The following is a 21,771-nucleotide window of genomic DNA, read 5'->3' as shown; positions in this document are numbered from 1 at the left end:
TAGCTCTCGATAAGTTAAACATTGGTCTTTATATACTACGGCAATATTCTCTGGTGTCTTCTTCACTTGTTCTTCAAACAATTGCGTTAATGTCTTTTCTTTTGGATATTCCGTTTTAGTATTATTGAAATCATTCAAAATTTTATGGTGCTCTATCTCTGTAATCATTTTGATATCTGCAATTTTCTGGTCTGGATTGTTTAGAATTTCTTTTAAAATTTGAATAAAGTGCTTCTTATACCTTTCTATTGTCTCTTTTTTATATAACTGAGTGGCAAATTCCCATTGAAAAAAGAGCTTGGAATTATATTCTCTTCCAATTAAAGTGAGATCAAATTTGGACTTTTGATGATTAAATGTATCAAGACTTACTCTTAATTTTTCATTTTCAAATTCCAAAGTATCCATATTTTCTAAAACAAACACTGTATCAAATAAAGGATTTCTACTTGTTTCTCTTTGTATCTTCAGTTCTTCTATTAATTCTTCGAATTGATACTCCTGGTTTTCAAATGCTTCTAAAGTGTTTTCCTTTGTTTCTTGTAAGAATTGACGGAATGTTTGACCACCCTTTGGATTTCCTCTGATTGCAAGTGTATTCACAAACATTCCCATGACTTGATATAAATCAGCGTTATGTCTCCCAGCAGTAACTGTACCAACCATAACATCCTCTTGTCCTGTATACTTAGACAACCATATTTGATAAATACTGATTAATGCCATATACAACGTTACACCATTTTTCTGACAAATTTGTTTTAATTGCTTGGTCAGAGTCACATCAATGTCAAAAAATACACTATCCCCTTCAAAACTTTGTACAGAAGGACGCATATAATCAGTTGGTAATTCTACTACCGGCACACCATCTTTAAAAAGATTCATCCAATATTCTTTTTGTACCTGAACTGCTTCACTTTGTGTAAACTCTTGTTGCCATTCAGCGTAATCTTTATATTGTAACTTTAATGCTGGTAATTCATTATCATAGTAAAGTTCCATCAATTCTTTCATAAAGATACCAATAGATACCCCATCCGCAATAATATGATGAATATCAAGCATGAATACATATCGATTTTGTTCTAATTCCGTTAATCCTACACGCATAAGTGGAGCTTCACTTAAATCAAAAGGACGTATAAAGTCTGTTTTTTCATATTGATCATCTATGTCCTTAGGAATCATTTCTATATTAAACGGAACTTCATCATGAACCTTCTGTAAAATCTCTCCATCCTTAGTAACAAATGATGTTCTGAGGATCTCATGACGATTTATAAGCGTTCGTAATGATATTTCTAATTTTGCAACATCTAATTCCCCCTGGAAATTTAAAACGTTGGGTATATTATAAGTTGTATTATCGTTTCCATATTGTGATAATGTATAAATACGCTTTTGTGCAGATGAAGTAACATAATAACTTCTTTCTTCTACCGATTGAATATTCTCAAAATTATAATTTGATGATTCATACATCAAATTTGCAATACTTCGGATGGTTGGTTTCGCGAATAATTGTTTTAAACTTACTTTTAATCCTAATTCTTTCTGTATTCTAGACAACAGTAACATTGCCGTTAATGAATGCCCTCCCAATAAAAAGAAATCATCCTGAACACCTATTTTTTTTATTAGAAGAACTTCTTGCCAAATTTCAATCAACTTTTTTTCTAAAGCATTATTAGCTACTTCATAATTTCTTTCTAATTCTAGGATTTCCTGATCCGGTTCTGGTAAGGATTCTCGATCTATTTTCCCATGTACTGTTAGAGGAAAAGTATCCATTTTTACAAAATGTGTAGGTATCATATATTCTGGAAAGTATTTCCTCATTTCACTCTTTAACTGATTAATTTCAAAACTAGGATCGGTAATAATATAAGCGACTAAATATTTCCCACCTATTTCAGATTCTTTTGCCGTTACAGTTGCTTTCTCTATTCCTTTATAATTCAACAAATACGACTCAATTTCATCTAATTCAATTCGATATCCTCTAATTTTTATTTGGCGATCCATTCTCCCCATAAATTGGATATTCCCATCTGGAAGCCATCTGGCCATATCACCTGTCCTATACATTAATCTTCCTGGCTTATATGGGTTAATCACAAATTTTTCCTGCGTTAATCCCTTATTATTCCAATACCCTCTTGCCGTTCCAGCACCAGAAATACATAGTTCTCCTGGAATTCCAATAGGTTGTAAGCTTTCCTTTTCATCTAAAATATAAACTTCAGTATTATCAATTGGTTTTCCTATTGATATATTGCCATCTAATTCGTTAACTTCTCCATTTGTTGTAACAACTGTATGTTCAGTCGGCCCATAGTTATTAAATAATTTATAATTATTTTTTTTATATTTTCTTAATTGGTCGCCCCCAGTTATTAATGCACGTAGAGAATTGTTTTCTAATTCCATAAACTGTTCACATACTGGCGTAGGTAAAGCACTTATACTAATTCTATTTTTTTCATAATAATTATTCAATTCGTATATGTCATAACGAATTTCATCTGGGATAATATGTAATGTCGCACCTTTCAATATATATGGAAATACCTCTAACGCCCATGGATCAAAACCAAATCCTACATATTGTCCACTTATATCCTTGTCACTAATTCTAAAGAAATTTTGTGCCCAAAAACACAAATTTATTACTGAATGTTGTTCTACCATTACGCCCTTGGGTCTTCCTGTAGAACCTGAGGTATAAATGACATAAGCCAAATCATTTGGTTGTGTTATTCCTTCTGGATTAGAGAATTCTCCACTCAATAGATCTAGTTTTTGTGAATCTAATATTATCTGCTCACAATTCAATCTTTCTGCTAAATGTACTTGAGTTAAAACTATACAAGATTTACTATCTGAAAGCATATATTCAATACGCTCATTTGGATATTTAGGATCAATTGGTAGGTAAGTTCCACCTGCTTTTAAAACACCTAATACTCCAACTACCATCTCCGCTGAACGCTCAACCATAATTGCTACAACTTTTTCCTTTTCTATCCCTTTATTTCGTAATATATGAGCGACTTGGTTTGCACGTTCATTTAATTCTTGATAAGTAATGTATTGTTCTTTATATACAACTGCAATATTCTCTGGAGATTTCTCTGCCTGCTCTTCAAACAACTGTTGCAATGTTTTATGAGATGGATAGTACTTTTTTGTATTATTAAATTCATAAAGAATTTGATGCTCTTCATCCTCTGTTAGAATATTGATATCATTAATAAGTAGATCCCTATTATCTAAAATAGATTCTACTATTTTTGTAAAATGTGCAACCATTTGTCTTATTTGTAGCTGATCAAAAATGTTACTATTAAAGCTCACTCTACCCTTAACATTATTTTCAATATTACTAATATGAAATAATAAGTATGGGGGATTTATCGGATTAATTACATAAGAGTCCCCTAACATTTGAATATTATTACTATATGTAAAATAAACTTTCGAGAAAGAATTCTCCAAATCGCTAAATAAATTATCTCTCATTAAGTTTTCTCTTAAAATTTCTTGATACCATAAATGGTCAGTAACACTTTCTTGAGTCTTCTGTAATAATTCTCGTATAGTCAATTGACCTATTTCAGTTACTCGCAAAGGCAATAATGATTTATTTAATTTTATATCTAAATATTTATTTTCACCTTGGGAAATACCTATTAAAAAATCGTTTTGTTTAGAATATCTATATAATAAAATTTGATATGCTGTTAACATAATCTGAAAATTAGTATATTTTTGCTGTTTACTATGTAAATTGATTTTTTGATTAATTACCGAATTAAAGTCAAATAAAAAAGAATCTTCTTTATATTTATATTGCAAAGGTTTCTTGTAATTAGAAAGCAGCTGCCATCCAGATAACTTTCCTTGCAAATATTCCTTCCAGTATGACCCTGATCGCCTTACAACTGATTCGCATTTATCACCAATATTAGACATTTCCAATCATGCCCTTTCTCACTTCTTATTACTCTATACTTATATAACTGTTATAAAAACTAATTAATACTACATCATTCAATTACACATTTTTTTAATTGTTTATTTATACATGCAATAGTATTTTCAATATCTTCATTTATATAGAAATGACCACCTTCAAAAGTAAAATAAGTACAATTACCTATAGAGAATTTTTCCCATCCCTTCAAATTGGCAAAATCTAATTTTTGATCCTTTTCCCCTGAAAGAATGGAAAAATCACAATTTAAATTAAAATCTTTCTCAATATATTGATATGTTTCTACTATTTTAAAATCTGCTTTTAAAATTGGAATAAAGATATCTAATAACATTTTATTCTCAAGAAAGGATTCTGGCATACCACCATAGTGAAAAACATATTTTATAAACTCTTCATCCGGAAGATCATATACTGTATATTCATCTTTTACAGTTTGGGGAGCTTCTCTTCCGGAAAAAAAAATATGAGCTGGTTCCGGATAACCCATTTTTTTTATTTTTTGACATAACTCATAAACTAAAAGACTTCCCATACTATGTCCAAAGAAAGCATAAGTTTGATTTAAATGATCTTTAATTTGATTAAAAATATCATTAACAGCGTCCTCCATTGAATCATAAAAAGGTTCGTTAAATCTTTTACCTCTTCCCGCCAATTCTACTGGATATAATTCAATGAAATCCTCTAATTTTTTTGTCCATTTACTATATACAACCGCTGAGCCACCGGCATACGGCAAACAAAATAGTTTAATCAATTCGCTCTACTCTCCCCATTAATAGATATCTTAAAATAGTTTCAAATATTCACATATAAATCTTATAGTGCCTATTCATTTATGTAAATTGGGGGATTTTGTTTCACCAACAATATATTTAAATTTAATACTATTCATAATATAAATAGTATTGATTAGATAAAATTCTTGTTAACTTCGCCCTATATATTTATTATTAATAATAAATATATAGGGCGAAATTCCCCCAACTCCGAAAGCATTTACGAACCCCATCTTTTTGAATATAATTTAAAACACAATATCCCATGAACTATTTTTATAATACCTTACAAAAAATCAAATTTATATTTCTGTGGTATTTTAGAATGGTTAATTTTTTTATACCTTACGTAATTAATTCAGAGGAGACCAGAGATAGCTGATGGTGAATTCATGACTACTATTTATGCAATTAATATAAATCAAAACATTAATTCCAAGGAATTCAAAGATTTATTTATTTTTATAAATGAAGATAAAAAAAAAGAATACTTTGTTTTAGAAAGCAAAAAGATGCCCTACGTTCCTTATTGGGGGATTTATTAATTCGATCTATTATTTGTGAGGAATTTAATATTTCAAACTCTAATATACATTTCAAATTTAATGAATTTGGAAAACCTTATTTGTATAATAAACCAAGTTTTCATTTTAATATTTCCCATTCTGGAGAGTGGGTGGTTTGTGCTATAGACCATCATGCACCCGTTGGAATAGACATTGAACAAATTAAACCTATAGATTTTGAGATAGCTAAATGCTTTTTCTCAGATGATGAGTATAAGCATTTGCTATTACAACCTACTGAAAAGCAGCTAGATTATTTTTATACTTTATGGACATTAAAAGAGAGCTTTATTAAAGCACATGGAGAAGGATTTTTTATGCCTTTCAACACCTTTTCATTTTTCATAATGAACAATGAAATATCTATAGACTCTGTTTATAAAAGTAATCCCTATAAATACTTTAATCAGTTGCATATACATTCTGATTATAAGTTATCAATAACTACTGCACATAAGAATCTTCATAAACGTATTCTTGTAAAAAACATAAATGAAATAAAAACAGCAATAAAGAGATAACTTCTTCGCTTCAAATTTTATATAGTTGTCTTTTTTAAGTGCAGTTTATTTTAAAAATATACAATAAACATATTTTAGGAGGATACTTATCTATGCAAACTGTTATACCAGCTACTTCTTTGTTTCTATTTATTGGCGCCCTCATTTTAGTGCGTAGAATTCGATCTATGCACAAACCAACTAAGGGAAAAGGAAAACGAATAATTCTTCCACTCCTATTCTTAACACCAGGATTTGTATTTTTTCTTAACCCTGGGCATGTAACATACCTTCAATTATTAATAGCTATTTTTTTAGGAATTGGTCTTTCTATTCCTCTTATTATATGGTCAGATTACGAAATACGAAATGATGGTTTAATTTATACGAAGAAAAGCCCTGCTTTTATAATTACTTTTGCTCTTATGATTGCTTTGCGTTATTATTTCCGACAACATATTTCTATCATTGATCCAGGTACACTCAGTATGTTAATTTTCTTAATTACTATTTGCTATTTAATTCCGTGGAGAATAGCTTGTTATATAAAGTTTAAAAAAGTTCTCAAGCAAAAAAATACATCCAGTATGTAGTAACTTCGTATAGCTCTAATACAAAAAATACTAAAATAAAAAATTGAAAAACAAATCCCTTTAGGGATTTTTAATCATCATTAAAAATGAAATATACACGACAAAAAAGACAGACTTTCCAGATAATAAACCTGTCTTTTTTTGTCATGTATATGGTTTTCGCTAAAAATTATAATAGAAAAATAATACTTAATATCTTTTTATGCTCTTCCACTTCTGTAACGCTCTACAACCCTGTTACTATCTTGAATATTTGGTAATAAAACAAGATTAATTATAGATGGTCAATACTAATTATTGATTAATATACCTAAAAAGAAATCATTTTCTTCAAAACCATCTTTCATTTGTTTCGCAGCATATACAAACATTTTTTATCTTTTCCACATTAAAATGTACCCCTTTAGAAACATAATATATTTTCTCTGATTAATTTGCATTAGATAAATATTGATAATTTATAAATACACATATTCAATTTACCATGAAAAATTTTTTAAGACAGTTAAAAACATCCCTCTTATTCTTCAGTATATAATACCTAAACTTCTCATCCTCAATCTTTTTATAAACCGAGAAAAGGGTAGATGATGAGCGATTATACTGGTTCACTTCCCCATACCCAAACATATTACACTTCTTCATTAATTCTTCCACAAGCTTTACACATCTAGCATTATCTGATGTTAAATTATCACCATCTGAAAAATGGAATGGATAAATATTATAGCGATCTGGTGAATATTTATTATCGATTAGCTCGAGTGCTTTTTTGTATACGGAGGAGCAGATTGTTCCACCACTTTCTCCTTTTGAAAAGAATTCTTCTTCTGTAACGACTTTCGCTTCTGTATGATGAGCAATAAATTCAATATCAACTGTTTCATACTTTGTGCGTAAAAATCTTGTCATCCAGAAAAAGAAGCTACGTGCCATATACTTCTCCCACATTCCCATCGATCCACTCGTATCCATCATCGCTAACACAACAGCCTTTGAATCTGGCTTCAATACTTCATTCCAAGTGCGGAACTTTAAATCTTCTTGATGAATTGGATGGAAAGATGCTTTACCACGCATCGCATTTCGTTTATATGCGGATATCATTGTTCGTTTCTTATCGATATTTCCCCATAACCCTGTTTTTCTAATGTCATTAAATTCAACATGTTCAATCCGGTTTTCATCTATTTCTTTTCTCTTTAAATTAGGCAGCTCTAACTCTCTGAAAAACGCCTGCTCTAATTCTAAAATAGAGACTTCAGCTTCATAGTAATCTTCCCCAGCTGCATCCCCTGCTCCTTGCCCTTTTCCTGGCCCTTTTTGTTTTTGACCACCTGATCCATCTCTCGCAACGACATCACCAACTTTGCTGTCACCGTTTCCTTGCCCAACATGTTTATTTTTATCATAATTGTATCTAATCTTATATTCATCTAGAGAACGAATTGGTATCTTTACAACATCCTTGCCATTAGACATAACTATACTTTCTTCTGTTACAAGATCGGGTAAATTATTCTTAATTGCCTCTTGTACTTTTTCTTGATGGCGCTGTTGGTCGTCATATCCTTTGCGATGGAGGGACCAGTTTTCCTGTGAAATCGTATAATTTGGTTGATTTTCTTCGCCCATTCCTTTCCCTCCTTACTGTAATTGTCTTCCTGTATGAACAGCAAGCTACAAATTTTGTTCTGTAATGTGCAAGCTAGAATATTTGAAAGGTAACTGCCCATAGAAAATCATCCCATAAACATTTATAACGTTTTTCATACAATACCCCGAGCATCCTAAACAAAATTTTGCCACTCACATAATAGAAAGAAATATTCAGCCACTGATAAGAAAGAAACACAATGCATTGTTGCACACATTTTTACTTTGCAACATATTGTATTGTGTTGGCTTTTTTCGTATGAATGGTTGGTTACTCTATCATATGCATATTGTAAAAATAATTGACAATAAATTCATGAAATTGCATCTTAATTTATTACATTTGGACAAGGTATGACACTTTACACACATATGAACGGATAATAAAACGCTGTCCCGCAAAATACAAGAGACAGCGTTTTGTTATCAAACTATCGGTTTAATAAGCTACCTACATAGCGTAGTAATTCATTTGCTGAAGAAGAATTATAGCCATGCTCATCAATTAAACGTGCAACAACATCATTGATTTTCTTAAGCTGATTTTCGTCCGGTGTTTTCGTTGATGTTGTAATTTTCACTATATCTTTTAAATCAGCAAATAGTTTTTTCTGAATCGCTTCACGAAGACGTTCATGTGAATTATAATCAAAGCGTTTTCCTTTACGGGCATAAGCAGAAATGCGAATTAAAATCTCTTCACGGAATGCTTTCTTAGCATTTTCTGAAATTCCAATTTGCTCTTCAATTGAGCGCATTAATTTTTCATCTGGACTCATTTCTTCCCCTGTTAACGGATCACGTAATTTCGATTTATTGCAGTACGCCTCGACGTTATCTAAGTAATTATCCATAAGCGTCTTAGCTGATTCTTCATATGAATAAACAAACGCTTTTTGTACTTCTTTCTTCGCGATTTCATCGTATTCTTTTCTCGCTAATGAGATGAAATTCATATAACGTTCACGGTCTTCATTACTAATCGATGGATGCTGATCCAGCCCATCTTTTAAAGATCTAAGTACATCTAACGCGTTAATAGATGGTACCTCTTTTCGAATGATTGTAGACGAAATTCGGTTAATGACATAACGAGGATCAATACCCTTCATACCTTCATCTTGATATTCGCGTTGTAATTCTTCTACATCAATCGCATTATAACCTTCTACAGTTTCTCCATCATACAAACGCATCTTTTTAATTAAATCAATATCCGGACGCTTCGGATCTTTTAAACGAGTTAAAATAGTGAACATTGCTGCAACGCGAAGTGTGTGTGGTGCAATGTGAACATTCGACACATCACTTTCACGAATCATTTTTTCATAAATATGTTCTTCTTCACTTACTCGTAAATTATAAGGAACTGGCATTACAATAATTCTTGAGTGCAATGCTTCATTTTTCTTATTTGCTATAAATGAGCGATACTCTGTTTCATTTGTATGCGCTACAATTAATTCATCTGCTGAAATAAGCGCAAATCTTCCCGCTTTGAAATTCCCTTCTTGCGTAAGCGATAATAAGTGCCATAAAAACTTCTCATCGCATTTTAACATCTCTTGGAACTCCATCATTCCTCGGTTCGCCTTATTTAATTCTCCATCAAATCGATACGCACGCGGATCTGATTCTGAACCATATTCTGCAATCGTAGAAAAGTCCAGACTACCTGTTAAATCTGCAATATCCTGTGATTTTGGATCAGACGGGCTAAATGTACCAATCCCTGTACGGCGATCTTCAGAGAAGAAAATACGCTCTACAACTACATCCTCAATTCTTGATCCGTATTCTTGCTCTAAACGCATGACATTTAGTGGTGATAAATTCCCTTCAATTCTAACTCCATACTCATCAAAGAAATCATCTCGTAAATGATGTGGAATTAAATGCAGTGGATCCTCATGCATTGGGCATCCTTTAATTGCAAAAATTGCTCCGCGATCTGTTCTTGAATATGTTTCTAATCCTCGTTTCAACATCGTAACTAACGTTGATTTCCCTCCACTAACAGGACCCATTAATAATAAAATTCTTTTTCTAACATCTAATCGTTTTGCAGATGGATGAAAATATTCTTCTACAAGACGTTCTAGAGCATCCTCTAATCCAAAGAGCTGATTACTAAAGAAGTTATACTTTCTTCTACCATCAACTTCTTCAATTCCGGCATCTTTTATCATATTGTAAATGCGAGAGTGTGCTGTTTGAGCCACCCATGGTCTTTCTTTCACAAGCTCCAAATACTCCGCAAACGTACCTTCCCATTGTAAACGTTCTTCTGCTGCTCGATGCTGTTCAATCTTTTTTAGAATATCCATTATAGCTCCTCCCCCATCTCCTTGTTCAATCGGATTATTATAAAAGGTATGCTAGGATGTCCTTAAACATTCTTTAAATCAAAACGAAATATATAATAGCACGCTAAAATTCTCTCCAAAATTCAAAGAAAATTCTGTATAATATAGGTATTAACGTTTTTACACTGCTATTCATTATAAATAAATTCTTTTCTTCTAAGAACCTTACATACATTTTGGGTAATAAATAAAACTCGTGAACCGAAAAAAGTAAGGAGGATATTAGTATGAAATTATTATTAATTTTAGGTGTATCACTCACATTTCTTACAGCTATTTTTACATCCGGTTACAATGACAAACCAGGTACACATAAAAAATGATGTGCTTTTAGCACATCATTTTTTTATGCATTATTTATAATACATATTTTCCATATCATATTTGGATAGTGGTCGGCTATAATAATAACCTTGTACAAGCTTCACATTCTTTTCTTTCAAAAACTGTATTTGCTCCTTTTTTTCTACTCCCTCTGCAATTACATTCAATTCTAAAGTATGAGCTAAATGAATAATTGCAGCTGTAATATTCGTATCACGTTCATCTATATGTATACCTTTCATAAAAGAACGATCAATTTTTAAAGTATCAATTGGATATGTTTTTAAGTAACTTAAAGATGAATAGCCTGTTCCAAAATCATCTAAATGAATCTTTAAATTTTGTTCTTTTAATTGTAGTAACACTCTCTTCGATATATCTTTATGTATAAGAGCTCCTTCTGTAACCTCTATCGCTAATAAATGAGCTGGTACATTGTACTTATTTAAAGCCCGTGTAATCATCTCTATTAATGTAATAGAGCGAAAGTGTCTAGCTGAAATATTAACTGCAATTGGGACCACTTCATATCCTTTATTTAACCATTCGCGCAGTTGCTGACACACTTGATTTACTACCCATTCATCGAGCTTAATAATAAATCCTGTTCTTTCTGCCAACGGAATAAATTGGTTTGGAGAAACAAATCCTAATTCCTTATTCTCCCACCTTATTAAAGCTTCCATACTAGCTATTTTTTTCGTTTCAATATTAATTTGTGGCTGATAATATAAGAAAAATTCATTTTTTTCTATAGCACGATGTAACTGGTTTTCTATTATAAACCTTTGTTCACGCTCACAGTCTAATCCACTACAATAAAAATGATAATGTCCTTTTCCTTTTTCTTTTGCTTTTTCTAAAGCAGCATCGACTCTCTGAAATAGTATTTTTTCATCTTCTCCATCTGCTGGAGCCATTACAATTCCAATTGACGCACTTAAATATACATCTTCTTCCTTGATTACGAAATATTCACTAATATTTTTCAGTATGCTTTTTGCAACTTCCTCTACACATTCTTTCGTTATATTTTCTATCAACATAACAAATTGATCATCGTGTTCTCTAAATAAGTGCATACCTTCTATTTTTAGATTGCTTAAACATTCTGTCACTTTTTGTAATACTTTATCTCCCTCTTTATGACCAAATGTATCATTAATACGATGAAACTCATCTAAATCTATAAATACAAGAGAAAAATTTATACTCTCTTTTAAAAAAGTATTTAACTTATTTGTACATGAAATTCTATTCATTAATCCTGTTAACTGGTCATAGTAAGCTAAATATTCTGTTCGCATTTCGTTTAATACTTGCCTTGTAACATCTCTCGTAACAATATAAACTCCAACAATTTCACCGTTCACAATAATCGGAATAGTTCTCAAAGAAATATATAGCTCGTACCCTTCTTTATGAACATATTTCTTTGAAACAATTTGTTTTGCTTTTCCTTGCATCGATCCCTTAAATATAATTTGAAAATCTTTTTCATATTCTTTATTAATAAATTCAAAAATAAATTTATTATTTAATTCCTCATACCGGTATCCAAATATTTCATACGTTGCCGGATTTGCATATGTAACTCTCCCTATAGAATCTATAGATATAATTGAGTCATTATTATATTCCAGTAACGACTTAAATAACATTTGTTTTTCCTCTATCTCTGTCTTCTCCTCAATTTGAGCTGTAATATCTCTTGTAATACAAATAACAAATTGACATATTCCTTCTTCGTCGCAGACAGGATTAAGTGAAGATTCATAATGTATCTCACCTTTTGGTAAATTGACTACATCACAAAAGGTGTGTGCTTTCGTTTCTCTTACTACTTTTGCATATTGCCTTTGCAATATCCCCGCTATATCTTTTGGTAATACTTCTGCAAAAGTTTTTCCATAGCACTCTTCACTTAACCTAGCATAATCCATTCCTATTTTATTCACATACATATATTTAAACGTTTCATCATCAATAACTTTCAATATAAATACTAAATCTTGAATAGCATGTAATAACCCTTGTCTAATTAAATCCATATCTATCATACTTAAAAAGGTATTTTGATTACTATATTCTTCCTTCATATTTATCTCAACCCGTCTTATCTATTTTTAATCATATATCCCATTCTATATGATTATGTCCTCTCTTTTAAACGTATGATCACATATTATTTTTATTTTATAAAAAAAAGTCGCCATATGGCGACTTTTAATAAACGATTTCTAAATCTAATCCAGGGTAATTTTGTTGACGGAATGCTTCATAAATTAAAATTGCTGCTGTATTAGATAAATTTAATGAACGTACTTTATCTGTCATTGGAATACGTAAACAATGATCAAAGTTTTCTTCGATTACATTAGCTGGTAAGCCGTTTGTTTCTCTTCCAAATACAAAATAGTAATCCTTCTCGCGCTTGCTATAGTCAAACGCTGTATGAGCTTTCTCGCCATACTTCGTTAAATAGAAGAATTCACCATCTTTATTTTTTTCATAAAATTCTTCAATTGAATCATAATACGTAATTTTCACGTGCTGCCAATAATCTAATCCGGCACGCTTTAACATTTTATCATCCGTTGAAAATCCAAGCGGTCTAATCAAATGTAATTCTGTTCCAGTTGCTGCACAAGTACGAGCAATATTTCCTGTATTTGCTGGAATTTCTGGCTGATATAAAACAACATGTACTCCCACGCGATATTCACCTCTGTTTTTTGTCTACTACGTATTATACCACTTGAGCGAAAAATCTCTACCCATTAATAATATGAAAGAATTTATATTTCATTTGTGGTGTATATTTACTAGAGTCTTCATAGTTCCAATAACGTCGACGGCTATTCGCTGAATGTGCATTTACAAGCGGCATACCATCTGCATCTTTTGCTACTACAATCGTCGTATGATTCCATCTTCCGTCATCCTCGAAATCATAAGCAATAACATCTCCAAGAATAAGTTCTTCTGGCCTCTCTACCGCCTCTGCTCGAAGTCCTGTTGTAGCACCTGACAAATACCAATAAAAAGAATGTGCAACAGCCCAGCTCCAACTCCACTGATTCTCCCTTTGCCACCATCCTTTACGAATATTAGGATATCCGTTCATAGGTACTTCTCCAGTATGAAGACATTGAGAAATGAAATTCGTACAATTATCAGGGAAATTACGATACATAGGATTTCGGTCATCCCACCAACGCTCTGCATATTTCACTGCCTCTAAACGATTATACTGATAAGAACCGTACTTCTCTTTCGTAATTTCCCTTTCTAATGTCTCACCCATTCTAATTTCTTCTGACACTTCAATATCATAATCGCCTATAATCCGACTATTATTTAAACAAACTCTTCGTTTTAATTGTTCCTCTTCAATATAAAATAATTCTTTATGCTTAATTAAATATTTAAAATGTATTTGATAATCAATTTCTTGATGGTCATTACTATTTAATTGTCTAATGAAAGAAACATCCGCAGTTGCTTTCACTATATGTGCACTACGCCTTTGAAACAATTGTTTCTTTCTCTGTGCCATTTGTAGTAAATCCTCAGCAATACCATCCACGTCTGTTCGTTTCTCTGTGATATATGCTAAAAACTGTTGTACTTGCTTTTCAATATTCATTTTTACAGCCATTTCGTTTCCCTCCCATATTACAATATGAAAAAGGGAAATATTATCTACTCTTTTTTCTGTGCTAACAATTCAAGCCCGCGCTTCATTTCATGAAGTACTTCTTCATCTTTCTCACGTTCAATCGCTTTCTCAATCGCTTCGCCTACTCCATCTCCCCCAATTTTCCCAAGTGCCCATGCTGCCGTTCCGCGCAATACCGGTCTTGGGTCATCTTTCATAACACCAATTAAATCAGGAATTGCCGATGCTTCTTTAAAATGTGCTAATGCTAAAATCGCATTTCTTTGCAGTGGCTTTTTCCCTCTCCATGACCCTGACATAATCCCATATTTCTCTTTAAAATCACGATTACTAATTGTTAAAAGTGGCGTTAATAATGGTTTAACTAGCTCAGGATCCGGCTCCATCTCAGGATGATTATGAAAATCCATTCCTTTATTTTTCGGGCAAACAGTCTGACACGTATCACATCCATATATACGATTTCCTATTTTATCGCGATATTCTTCAGGTAGGAATCCTTTCGTCTGTGTTAAAAACGCAATACACTTCTTCGAATCTAACTGTCCCCCCTGTATTAAAGCACCTGTAGGACAAATATCGATACATTTCGTACAGCCCCCGCATTGATCTTCTATCGGCTTATCTGGCGGGAATGGAACATTTGTAATCATTTCCCCTAAGTATACGTACGAACCGAATTCAGGTGTAATAATAGCACAGTTTTTCCCACTCCAGCCAATGCCTGCACGCTCTGATACAGCTCGATCACTTAATTCACCTGTATCAACCATGGACTTCACTTCTATATCTGGAAGTTTTTCAATTAAATATGCTTCTAATTTTTGCAAACGATCTCGTAAAACAAGATGATAATCTTGTCCCCAAGAAGCACGGCAAAAAATTCCACGGCGTTCTCCACGCTTACTTAATGGTGCATTTTTTAATTTTGAAGGATATGCTAAAGCAATCGCAATAATTGATTTAGCACCCGGTAATAAAAGTTGCGGATTCGTTCTCTTCTCTATATCAGGCTCTTCAAATCCAGATTGATAATTTAATTGTTGTTGCTGGATTAAGCGCTGCTTTAATTCCTCAAAAGGAGAAGCACTCGCAAAGCCTATTTTATCTATGCCAATTGTTTTACTATACGCAATTACATCTTGCTTTAATTTTTCAAAATCCACTCTTAATCGCCTCCTCAGATGAATCCATCATCCCTTATGTAACGACTTTATTGGTTAGTAATTCACTTTTGGAATACTATTATTTACTTCTATTTTCGCATGTAATTATATTTTTCAAACATTAAAAAACGCAATGCCTCGTTTATCTCGGAAACGAAACACTGCGTTGATCACAATTTATAGAAAAACATTTAATAAAATTTGGAGCGGGTGAAGAGAATCGAACTCTCGACCAGAGCTTGGAAGGCTCTTGTTTTACCACTAAACTACACCCGCAAATATGAATTACATATAAGATATTAGAATAACTTATGTAAAGTAGTATAGCATGTTAAAAAAATAGAGGCAAGAATTTTATCGAAAAAAGTCGAAAAAGTGATGAGAGACCTCATCACTTTTTCAATTCTTTATCAATGGCCTTCTTCATACTATCGAAATCAGGGTTTGCAAGATTTCCGTTTACATATACTGAAGGAGCACCTTGAACTTTTAATTTTTGAGCACGATCTGAATCTTTACGTACTTTTTCTGTAATTTCTTTACTGTGTAAATCTTTCTTAAATTGCTCTACATCAACTTTTGGAAGTTTCTCTTTCACAATGCTAAGAAGCAAATCTTCTGTAATCCATTCTTCCGTATCTTTCTTTTGATTTTGATAAATCTCATCATAGAAAATCCAGAATGAATCTTTATCTTGTTTATAAATTGCTTCACCAGCTGCTGCACCTAAATCCGAGTCTTTTCCGATAAATGGGAAGTTAATAAAATATAACTGCACTTTGCCTTTATCAATATACTCTTCTTTTAATCGAGGTAATACTGTTACATCCCAAGTACGACAAGCAGGACATTTAAAGTCTCCAAATTCAACTACCTTAACTGGAGCATCATCTTTCCCTAAAGATTGTTGCGTAGAATAAGCAAACATCTCATTCCCTTTATCTTTTTTGTCATTTATGATGCTATACGCAATTGTTCCAATTACAATCAATACTGCGATAGAAAAAACTATACCAAGAGCCATGAGTTTATTTGATTTCATATACATTCCTCTTTAATTTCATATTCTGTATACAGCATTGTACACAATACACATAATATCAACACTTATATACGTCACGCAATGAACACGCTCACATAAATTACAAAAACACAATAATTGTGACGATATTGTGTCACAATTTGTCACAATTTATTCAAAAAAAGAAGCTCCTCTTTAGGAACTTCTCTTAACTTACTGCTTTTTTACGCGCACTATTTAACATCGACTGCTCTATTTTTATATCATGACGAATTACTAATTTCTCACTAACTGCTTGAACATACTCATCATGGCTTATATAGCCTTCTTTCTCCATTAGTCTCAAAACGACATTTCGTCTCTCTACTGCTTTATCATAATTTTGGGCAGGTGAGTAATAAGCAGGTGCTTTTACTACAGCAGCCATCATTGCACTTTCAGCCAACGTTAATTGGTTCACCTTTTTACCGAAGTAAAGGTTTGCTGCTTTTTCAATTCCCCATGCTCCTTCACCATAATAAATGTTACTTACATATAATTTTAAAATTTCATCCTTCGTAAATGTGCGTTCAATTTTTTTCGTATAAAAAATCTCTTTCCACTTACGAGAAAATGTACGCTCATTAGTTAAAAAAGCATTTTTAGATAGCTGCTGTGTAATCGTGCTTCCTCCTTGCACGACACCACCAGCCTTTATATTCTCAACAGAGGCCCTAATAATTGCTATATAATCTAAACCGTTATGATGATAAAATCTTTTATCTTCTGTCGCAATAAATGCATGTGTTAATGATTCTGGCACCTCTAAATTAGCCGGTACATGTAATTTACTAATGTCACTTTTCTCAATCATTACATTTCCAATGAATAATAACGTACAACTTAACAATAATAATAATATAATGGCTTTATAAAAAAGTTTAGTCATTGGATTTAATGCAACTTTTTGATGATAGTTCACCCTAGATAATACTCGTTCTTTCATCTTGAACACCTCTTTTCCACACAGCATATAACTCTTACTTTAAGAATACATTGTTGTAAAAAAATATCCCATCGATTTCTCTTACACGTACCTTACATCATTGTAAGGTATAAAGTGAAACTTTAATCAGCCCTCACCAATCACGTTCCCGGCAAATAGCGGGGTAAAAAAGTATTGTATCACAGACCTTTTTTATCTACTATTCATCTGAAATATTGAATATAGATTATATTCAATCACGAATAACCAATAACAGAGTAAGCCTTAAAGCTATTATATTTTCACTTTACACTTTAATTATATCATCTACAAATATATATACTTTTGACTATCTAGTAATCTTAATGTATATAACATACACATTATAAAGAACAAACGTTCTATAAATCAATACTAACACTATTATTATTTTGACCTTTTTCTTAAACAGTATACAAAAAAGAGTAGTGATTTGAATGTATCTCAAATCAGCTACTCTTTTCTTTACAATCTTCCTATTAAATTATATGGCTGTACTTCCCACGTTTCATACGGAATACAATGTGTTACTCTCATTGCATCAAGCGTTCTGGATTTCATATGAGGACGCGTTATATACTCATCTATGTTCTCTTCATTTAAATCAACAAATTTAGCCTCTTGTATTTCTTCAGGTTGAATTTTTATTTCGCCACTCACATATGCTACTTTAAAAACAACAGCTAGAATGTGCATAGAGGCATTATAATAAACCCCAGTAATTCCGATAGGCTTCACCGTTAACCCTGTTTCCTCTTTTATTTCCCTACAGACAGCTTGATCGAGTGCTTCTCCTTCTTCTACCTGTCCTCCTGGCATTTCCCACGTATCAGCTCGCCAGTGTACCTTTGTTAATAACACTTCATTTTTCTCATTTGTTAAATAACCTGCTACGGCAACTATATGCTTTGGTGTCTTATGTTCCATACTAAGCCTCCTAGAAATAATGGTTATTTCATATATCCCTATAAGCATATTCCCTATCTACACCAAAATACCTTTAATAATTCATCACCTTAATTAACTTCATAAAAAAAGCCCCTATTCGTTAAACGAAAAGGGGCTTTCATCGTATTACTCTCCTAAGTCTACGTTGTGGTAAACTTGTTGTACATCTTCTAAATCTTCTAATGCATCAACCATTTTCTCAAATTGTACTTGAGCATCTTCAGGAAGTGTAACATCACTTTGTGCAAGCATTGTTAATTCTGCAACTGTAAATTCTTCAACACCAGCACCTTTAAGTGCAGATTGTACTGAATGGAATTGATCTGGTTCAGCATACACGATAACAGCATCTTCTTCTTCTAGAATGTCACGTGCATCTACATCTGCTTCCATTAAAATTTCAAGAACTTCATCTGATGTTTTACCTTCAAGGCCGATAACAGCTGTCGCATCAAACATGTAAGCTACAGAACCGTTTACACCCATGTTACCACTGTTTTTGCTAAATGCAGCTCGTACATCTGCTGCAGTACGGTTTACGTTATTTGTAAGTGTATCTACAATAACCATAGCTCCATTTGGTCCAAATCCTTCATAACGAAGCTCGTCATAATTTTCCTCTGAACCGCCTTTTGCTTTTTCAACTGCACGATCAATAATTGTTCTTGGTACATTGTATGTTTTCGCACGTTCTAATACGACTCTAAGCGCTTGGTTTGATTCTGGATCTGGCTCGCCTTGTTTTGCCGCCACATAAATTTCACGTCCAAATTTCGCGTATATACGGCTTGTATTTGCATCTTTTGATGCTTTTTTGTCTTTAATATTGTTCCATTTACGGCCCATACTTTCCACTCTCTTTCTCGTTTTAAATCTACATAAAAATATTAATATGAAATATAATGTGTGTTCAACACATTTTTAAAAGAAATATAAAAAGTTCATTTTTGATTCATATTACAGACATAATATAAATCACTATCATTTTGTTCTTTCGACAAGTTATATTATACATGAATTCCTAAGTTTATTACGAATTTTAGCATCACATAATATAATTTAACAAAAAAGACTCTAAGATTTCTATTAGAGTCTTTTTATATTGCTGATACTTATTTCCATAATATCCCTATAATTACTTTCTACTGTTGTATAATAAAAATAGGAAAAAATTTAAAGAAAAGATGAAGGGAGAATTATGACACATTCAAATGAAAAAAAATCACATGCTTTTAAAGGAATAGGAGAAAAGTTAAACCCAACTATCTATCAAGTAAGATTCATGAAATTAGATGAACCAATCCAATTTGAGGCGTTTCCTGAATTGAAGGAATTAGGGGACTGGTTAAGTACTTCAACGCAAATGTGGGCGTGCCACTCAACAATGTATAAGTACAACAGAGAAGAGTTTAAAAAGAAGTTTTTAGAAATTACAAACTTAACCGTTGATAATGTACTAATATCTACTGGTGGTGTCGGATTTAACCTCATGTCACCGGGTGGAGAAATTCTCTCTAAATACCGCAATTAAAAGGATAAAATTGAATGTTTGTTTTTATCCTTTTAATGTTTCGCAGTTTATTCACCGTACACTTTTTGTGCTTATTTTGTCATGTAATGAAAAGAAAACAAAAAAACTCTATACTAATTGTATAGAGTTTTTTTACGACGTTCATGATACCGATGGTCGGGGTCGAACCGACACTCCCGAAGGAACACGATTTTGAGTCGTGCGCGTCTGCCAATTCCGCCACATCGGCACAAAAGAAAAGGCGGCAACCGGATTTGAACCGGTGATAAAGGTTTTGCAGACCTCTGCCTTACCACTTGGCTATGCCGCCATATTAAATTTTATTGGAGCGGAAGACGGGATTCGAACCCGCGACCCCAACCTTGGCAAGGTTGTATTCTACCACTGAACTACTTCCGCAAAAATGGCTGGGCTAGCTGGATTCGAACCAGCGCATGACGGAGTCAAAGTCCGTTGCCTTACCGCTTGGCTATAGCCCATCGAATTCTTACTTAATTATATGTAAGTATCAATTAAATTATTTGTAATTTTTAAAATAAAAATGGGGCGACTGATGGGAATCGAACCCACGAATGCCGGAGCCACAATCCGGTGCGTTAACCACTTCGCCACAACCGCCATGTTGTGTAAATATATTTGGCAGGGGCAGTAGGAATCGAACCCACACTGGAGGTTTTGGAGACCTCAGTTCTACCTTTAAACTATGCCCCTATGTAAATGGTGGAGGGGGGCAGATTCGAACTGCCGAACCCGAAGGAGCGGATTTACAGTCCGCCGCGTTTAGCCACTTCGCTACCCCTCCGAAACTTACATGGTGCCGGCTAGAGGACTTGAACCCCCAACCTACTGATTACAAGTCAGTTGCTCTACCAATTGAGCTAAGCCGGCGTATTTTATTGAAATAAATGGTGGCTCGGGACGGAATCGAACCGCCGACACGAGGATTTTCAGTCCTCTGCTCTACCGACTGAGCTACCGAGCCTTATTAAAATGGCGGTCCCGACCGGGGTCGAACCGGCGATCTCCTGCGTGACAGGCAGGCATGTTAACCACTACACCACGGGACCATTTGGTTGCGGGGACAGGATTTGAACCTGCGACCTTCGGGTTATGAGCCCGACGAGCTACCGTGCTGCTCCACCCCGCGATAATACTATTCATATAAAATTTATATGGTGGAGGATGACGGGATCGAACCGCCGACCCCCTGCTTGTAAGGCAGGTGCTCTCCCAGCTGAGCTAATCCTCCAAAGTGGTGACCCGTACGGGATTCGAACCCGTGTTACCGCCGTGAAAGGGCGGTGTCTTAACCACTTGACCAACGGGCCAAATATTATAAATCCTATGGCGGAGAGCAAGGGATTCGAACCCTTGATACGCTTGTGACGTATACACGATTTCCAATCGTGCTCCTTCGGCCAACTCGGACAGCTCTCCAATGGCTCCGCAGGTAGGAATCGAACCTACGACCGATCGGTTAACAGCCGATAGCTCTACCGCTGAGCTACTGCGGAATAATATTGCCTGGCAACGTCCTACTCTCACAGGGACAAGGTCCCAACTACCATCGGCGCTAGAGAGCTTAACTTCCGTGTTCGGTATGGGAACGGGTGTGACCTCTCTGCCATCATTA

Annotated in this window: 14 protein-coding genes, 16 tRNA genes, 1 rRNA gene and 1 pseudogene; 3 read left to right on the top strand and 29 right to left on the bottom strand. The window is 33.5% G+C overall.

Going from position 1 to position 21,771, the window contains the following annotated elements; translation table 11 throughout:
- Window positions 1–3,978: amino acid adenylation domain-containing protein (locus ACS2FK_RS29695; RefSeq protein ID WP_438899953.1), on the bottom strand; the 3,978-nt coding region annotated here is incomplete at its 3' end.
- Window positions 3,979–4,052: 74 nt separating this feature from the next.
- Entirely contained in the window at window positions 4,053–4,760 is a 708-nt protein-coding gene (locus tag ACS2FK_RS29690) for a thioesterase II family protein (protein ID WP_206772787.1), read from the bottom strand.
- Between the two features lie 509 nt (window positions 4,761–5,269).
- Between ACS2FK_RS29690 and ACS2FK_RS29685 the strand changes: the two genes are divergently transcribed.
- A complete protein-coding gene (locus tag ACS2FK_RS29685) occupies window positions 5,270–5,869 on the top strand; it encodes a 4'-phosphopantetheinyl transferase family protein (RefSeq protein ID WP_080469727.1) in 600 nt (199 codons plus the stop codon).
- Between the two features lie 92 nt (window positions 5,870–5,961).
- A complete protein-coding gene (locus ACS2FK_RS29680; protein WP_063546370.1) occupies window positions 5,962–6,441 on the top strand; it encodes a CcdC family protein in 480 nt (159 codons plus the stop codon).
- A gap of 474 nt (window positions 6,442–6,915) precedes the next feature.
- On the opposite strand, the gene yhbH is transcribed toward ACS2FK_RS29680, so the two are convergent.
- The 11 genes from yhbH to ACS2FK_RS29625 all read right to left on the bottom strand — a co-directional run bounded on the left by yhbH (window position 6,916) and on the right by ACS2FK_RS29625 (window position 19,453).
- Window positions 6,916–8,076, bottom strand: coding sequence for a sporulation protein YhbH (yhbH, locus tag ACS2FK_RS29675; RefSeq protein WP_063546368.1), 1,161 nt, complete (start codon window positions 8,074–8,076; stop codon window positions 6,916–6,918).
- 452 nt (window positions 8,077–8,528) lie between these two features.
- Window positions 8,529–10,424, bottom strand: coding sequence for a PrkA family serine protein kinase (locus ACS2FK_RS29670; protein ID WP_000353273.1), 1,896 nt, complete (start codon window positions 10,422–10,424; stop codon window positions 8,529–8,531).
- A 392-nt stretch (window positions 10,425–10,816) separates the two neighbouring features.
- Entirely contained in the window at window positions 10,817–12,886 is a 2,070-nt protein-coding gene (locus ACS2FK_RS29665; protein WP_063546366.1) for a sensor domain-containing protein, read from the bottom strand.
- 127 nt (window positions 12,887–13,013) lie between these two features.
- A complete protein-coding gene (gene trmL, locus ACS2FK_RS29660) occupies window positions 13,014–13,502 on the bottom strand; it encodes a tRNA (uridine(34)/cytosine(34)/5-carboxymethylaminomethyluridine(34)-2'-O)-methyltransferase TrmL (RefSeq protein ID WP_000538147.1) in 489 nt (162 codons plus the stop codon).
- A 58-nt stretch (window positions 13,503–13,560) separates the two neighbouring features.
- Window positions 13,561–14,448, bottom strand: coding sequence for an amidase domain-containing protein (locus tag ACS2FK_RS29655; protein WP_000279323.1), 888 nt, complete (start codon window positions 14,446–14,448; stop codon window positions 13,561–13,563).
- Between the two features lie 44 nt (window positions 14,449–14,492).
- Window positions 14,493–15,635, bottom strand: coding sequence for a tRNA epoxyqueuosine(34) reductase QueG (gene queG / locus ACS2FK_RS29650; protein ID WP_063546364.1), 1,143 nt, complete (start codon window positions 15,633–15,635; stop codon window positions 14,493–14,495).
- Window positions 15,636–15,837: 202 nt separating this feature from the next.
- Window positions 15,838–15,911 (bottom strand) — tRNA-Gly (locus tag ACS2FK_RS29645).
- A gap of 115 nt (window positions 15,912–16,026) precedes the next feature.
- Window positions 16,027–16,677: a DsbA family protein gene (locus tag ACS2FK_RS29640; protein WP_000841308.1), complete on the bottom strand. Its 651-nt coding sequence runs from the start codon at window positions 16,675–16,677 to the stop codon at window positions 16,027–16,029.
- A 187-nt stretch (window positions 16,678–16,864) separates the two neighbouring features.
- The gene (locus tag ACS2FK_RS29635; protein WP_000664716.1) at window positions 16,865–17,641 is read right to left on the bottom strand and encodes a transglycosylase domain-containing protein; all 777 of its coding nucleotides are present in this window, start codon (window positions 17,639–17,641) and stop codon (window positions 16,865–16,867) included.
- Between the two features lie 483 nt (window positions 17,642–18,124).
- Window positions 18,125–18,586, bottom strand: coding sequence for an NUDIX hydrolase (locus ACS2FK_RS29630; protein ID WP_023521008.1), 462 nt, complete (start codon window positions 18,584–18,586; stop codon window positions 18,125–18,127).
- Window positions 18,587–18,733: 147 nt separating this feature from the next.
- Window positions 18,734–19,453 carry a YebC/PmpR family DNA-binding transcriptional regulator gene (locus tag ACS2FK_RS29625; protein ID WP_000532949.1) on the bottom strand — a complete coding sequence of 240 codons (720 nt, stop codon included), beginning with the start codon at window positions 19,451–19,453 and terminating at the stop codon, window positions 18,734–18,736.
- Between the two features lie 352 nt (window positions 19,454–19,805).
- Between ACS2FK_RS29625 and ACS2FK_RS29620 the strand changes: the two are divergent.
- Window positions 19,806–20,125, top strand: a pseudogene (locus tag ACS2FK_RS29620) (DUF3884 family protein).
- Between the two features lie 160 nt (window positions 20,126–20,285).
- Here the strand turns inward: ACS2FK_RS29620 and ACS2FK_RS29615 are convergent.
- The 16 genes from ACS2FK_RS29615 to rrf form a co-directional block, all read right to left on the bottom strand.
- A tRNA-Leu gene (locus ACS2FK_RS29615) sits at window positions 20,286–20,367 on the bottom strand.
- A 10-nt stretch (window positions 20,368–20,377) separates the two neighbouring features.
- A tRNA-Cys gene (locus tag ACS2FK_RS29610) sits at window positions 20,378–20,448 on the bottom strand.
- Window positions 20,449–20,462: 14 nt separating this feature from the next.
- Window positions 20,463–20,537, bottom strand: a tRNA-Gly gene (locus tag ACS2FK_RS29605).
- A 5-nt stretch (window positions 20,538–20,542) separates the two neighbouring features.
- Window positions 20,543–20,617, bottom strand: a tRNA-Gln gene (locus tag ACS2FK_RS29600).
- A 63-nt stretch (window positions 20,618–20,680) separates the two neighbouring features.
- Window positions 20,681–20,756 (bottom strand) — tRNA-His (locus ACS2FK_RS29595).
- Window positions 20,757–20,775: 19 nt separating this feature from the next.
- Window positions 20,776–20,849: transfer RNA gene (locus ACS2FK_RS29590), tRNA-Trp, on the bottom strand.
- 7 nt (window positions 20,850–20,856) lie between these two features.
- Window positions 20,857–20,940 (bottom strand) — tRNA-Tyr (locus tag ACS2FK_RS29585).
- A gap of 10 nt (window positions 20,941–20,950) precedes the next feature.
- A tRNA-Thr gene (locus tag ACS2FK_RS29580) sits at window positions 20,951–21,026 on the bottom strand.
- 18 nt (window positions 21,027–21,044) lie between these two features.
- Window positions 21,045–21,120: transfer RNA gene (locus ACS2FK_RS29575), tRNA-Phe, on the bottom strand.
- Window positions 21,121–21,129: 9 nt separating this feature from the next.
- Window positions 21,130–21,205 (bottom strand) — tRNA-Asp (locus ACS2FK_RS29570).
- 3 nt (window positions 21,206–21,208) lie between these two features.
- A tRNA-Met gene (locus ACS2FK_RS29565) sits at window positions 21,209–21,285 on the bottom strand.
- A 26-nt stretch (window positions 21,286–21,311) separates the two neighbouring features.
- Window positions 21,312–21,387: transfer RNA gene (locus ACS2FK_RS29560), tRNA-Val, on the bottom strand.
- A gap of 4 nt (window positions 21,388–21,391) precedes the next feature.
- Window positions 21,392–21,466: transfer RNA gene (locus ACS2FK_RS29555), tRNA-Glu, on the bottom strand.
- Window positions 21,467–21,483: 17 nt separating this feature from the next.
- Window positions 21,484–21,575 (bottom strand) — tRNA-Ser (locus ACS2FK_RS29550).
- A 2-nt stretch (window positions 21,576–21,577) separates the two neighbouring features.
- A tRNA-Asn gene (locus tag ACS2FK_RS29545) sits at window positions 21,578–21,652 on the bottom strand.
- Window positions 21,653–21,660: 8 nt separating this feature from the next.
- Window positions 21,661–21,771, bottom strand: a 5S ribosomal RNA gene (gene rrf, locus ACS2FK_RS29540); the annotation flags it as partial.

It is taken from the genome of Bacillus cereus group sp. BceL220, assembly GCF_051776965.1.
In the GTDB taxonomy this organism is placed as follows: Bacteria; Bacillota; Bacilli; order Bacillales; family Bacillaceae_G; genus Bacillus_A; species Bacillus_A cereus.
The sequence above is the reverse complement of the archived record's forward strand: the minus strand, read 5'-3'. Positions and strand labels throughout refer to the sequence as shown.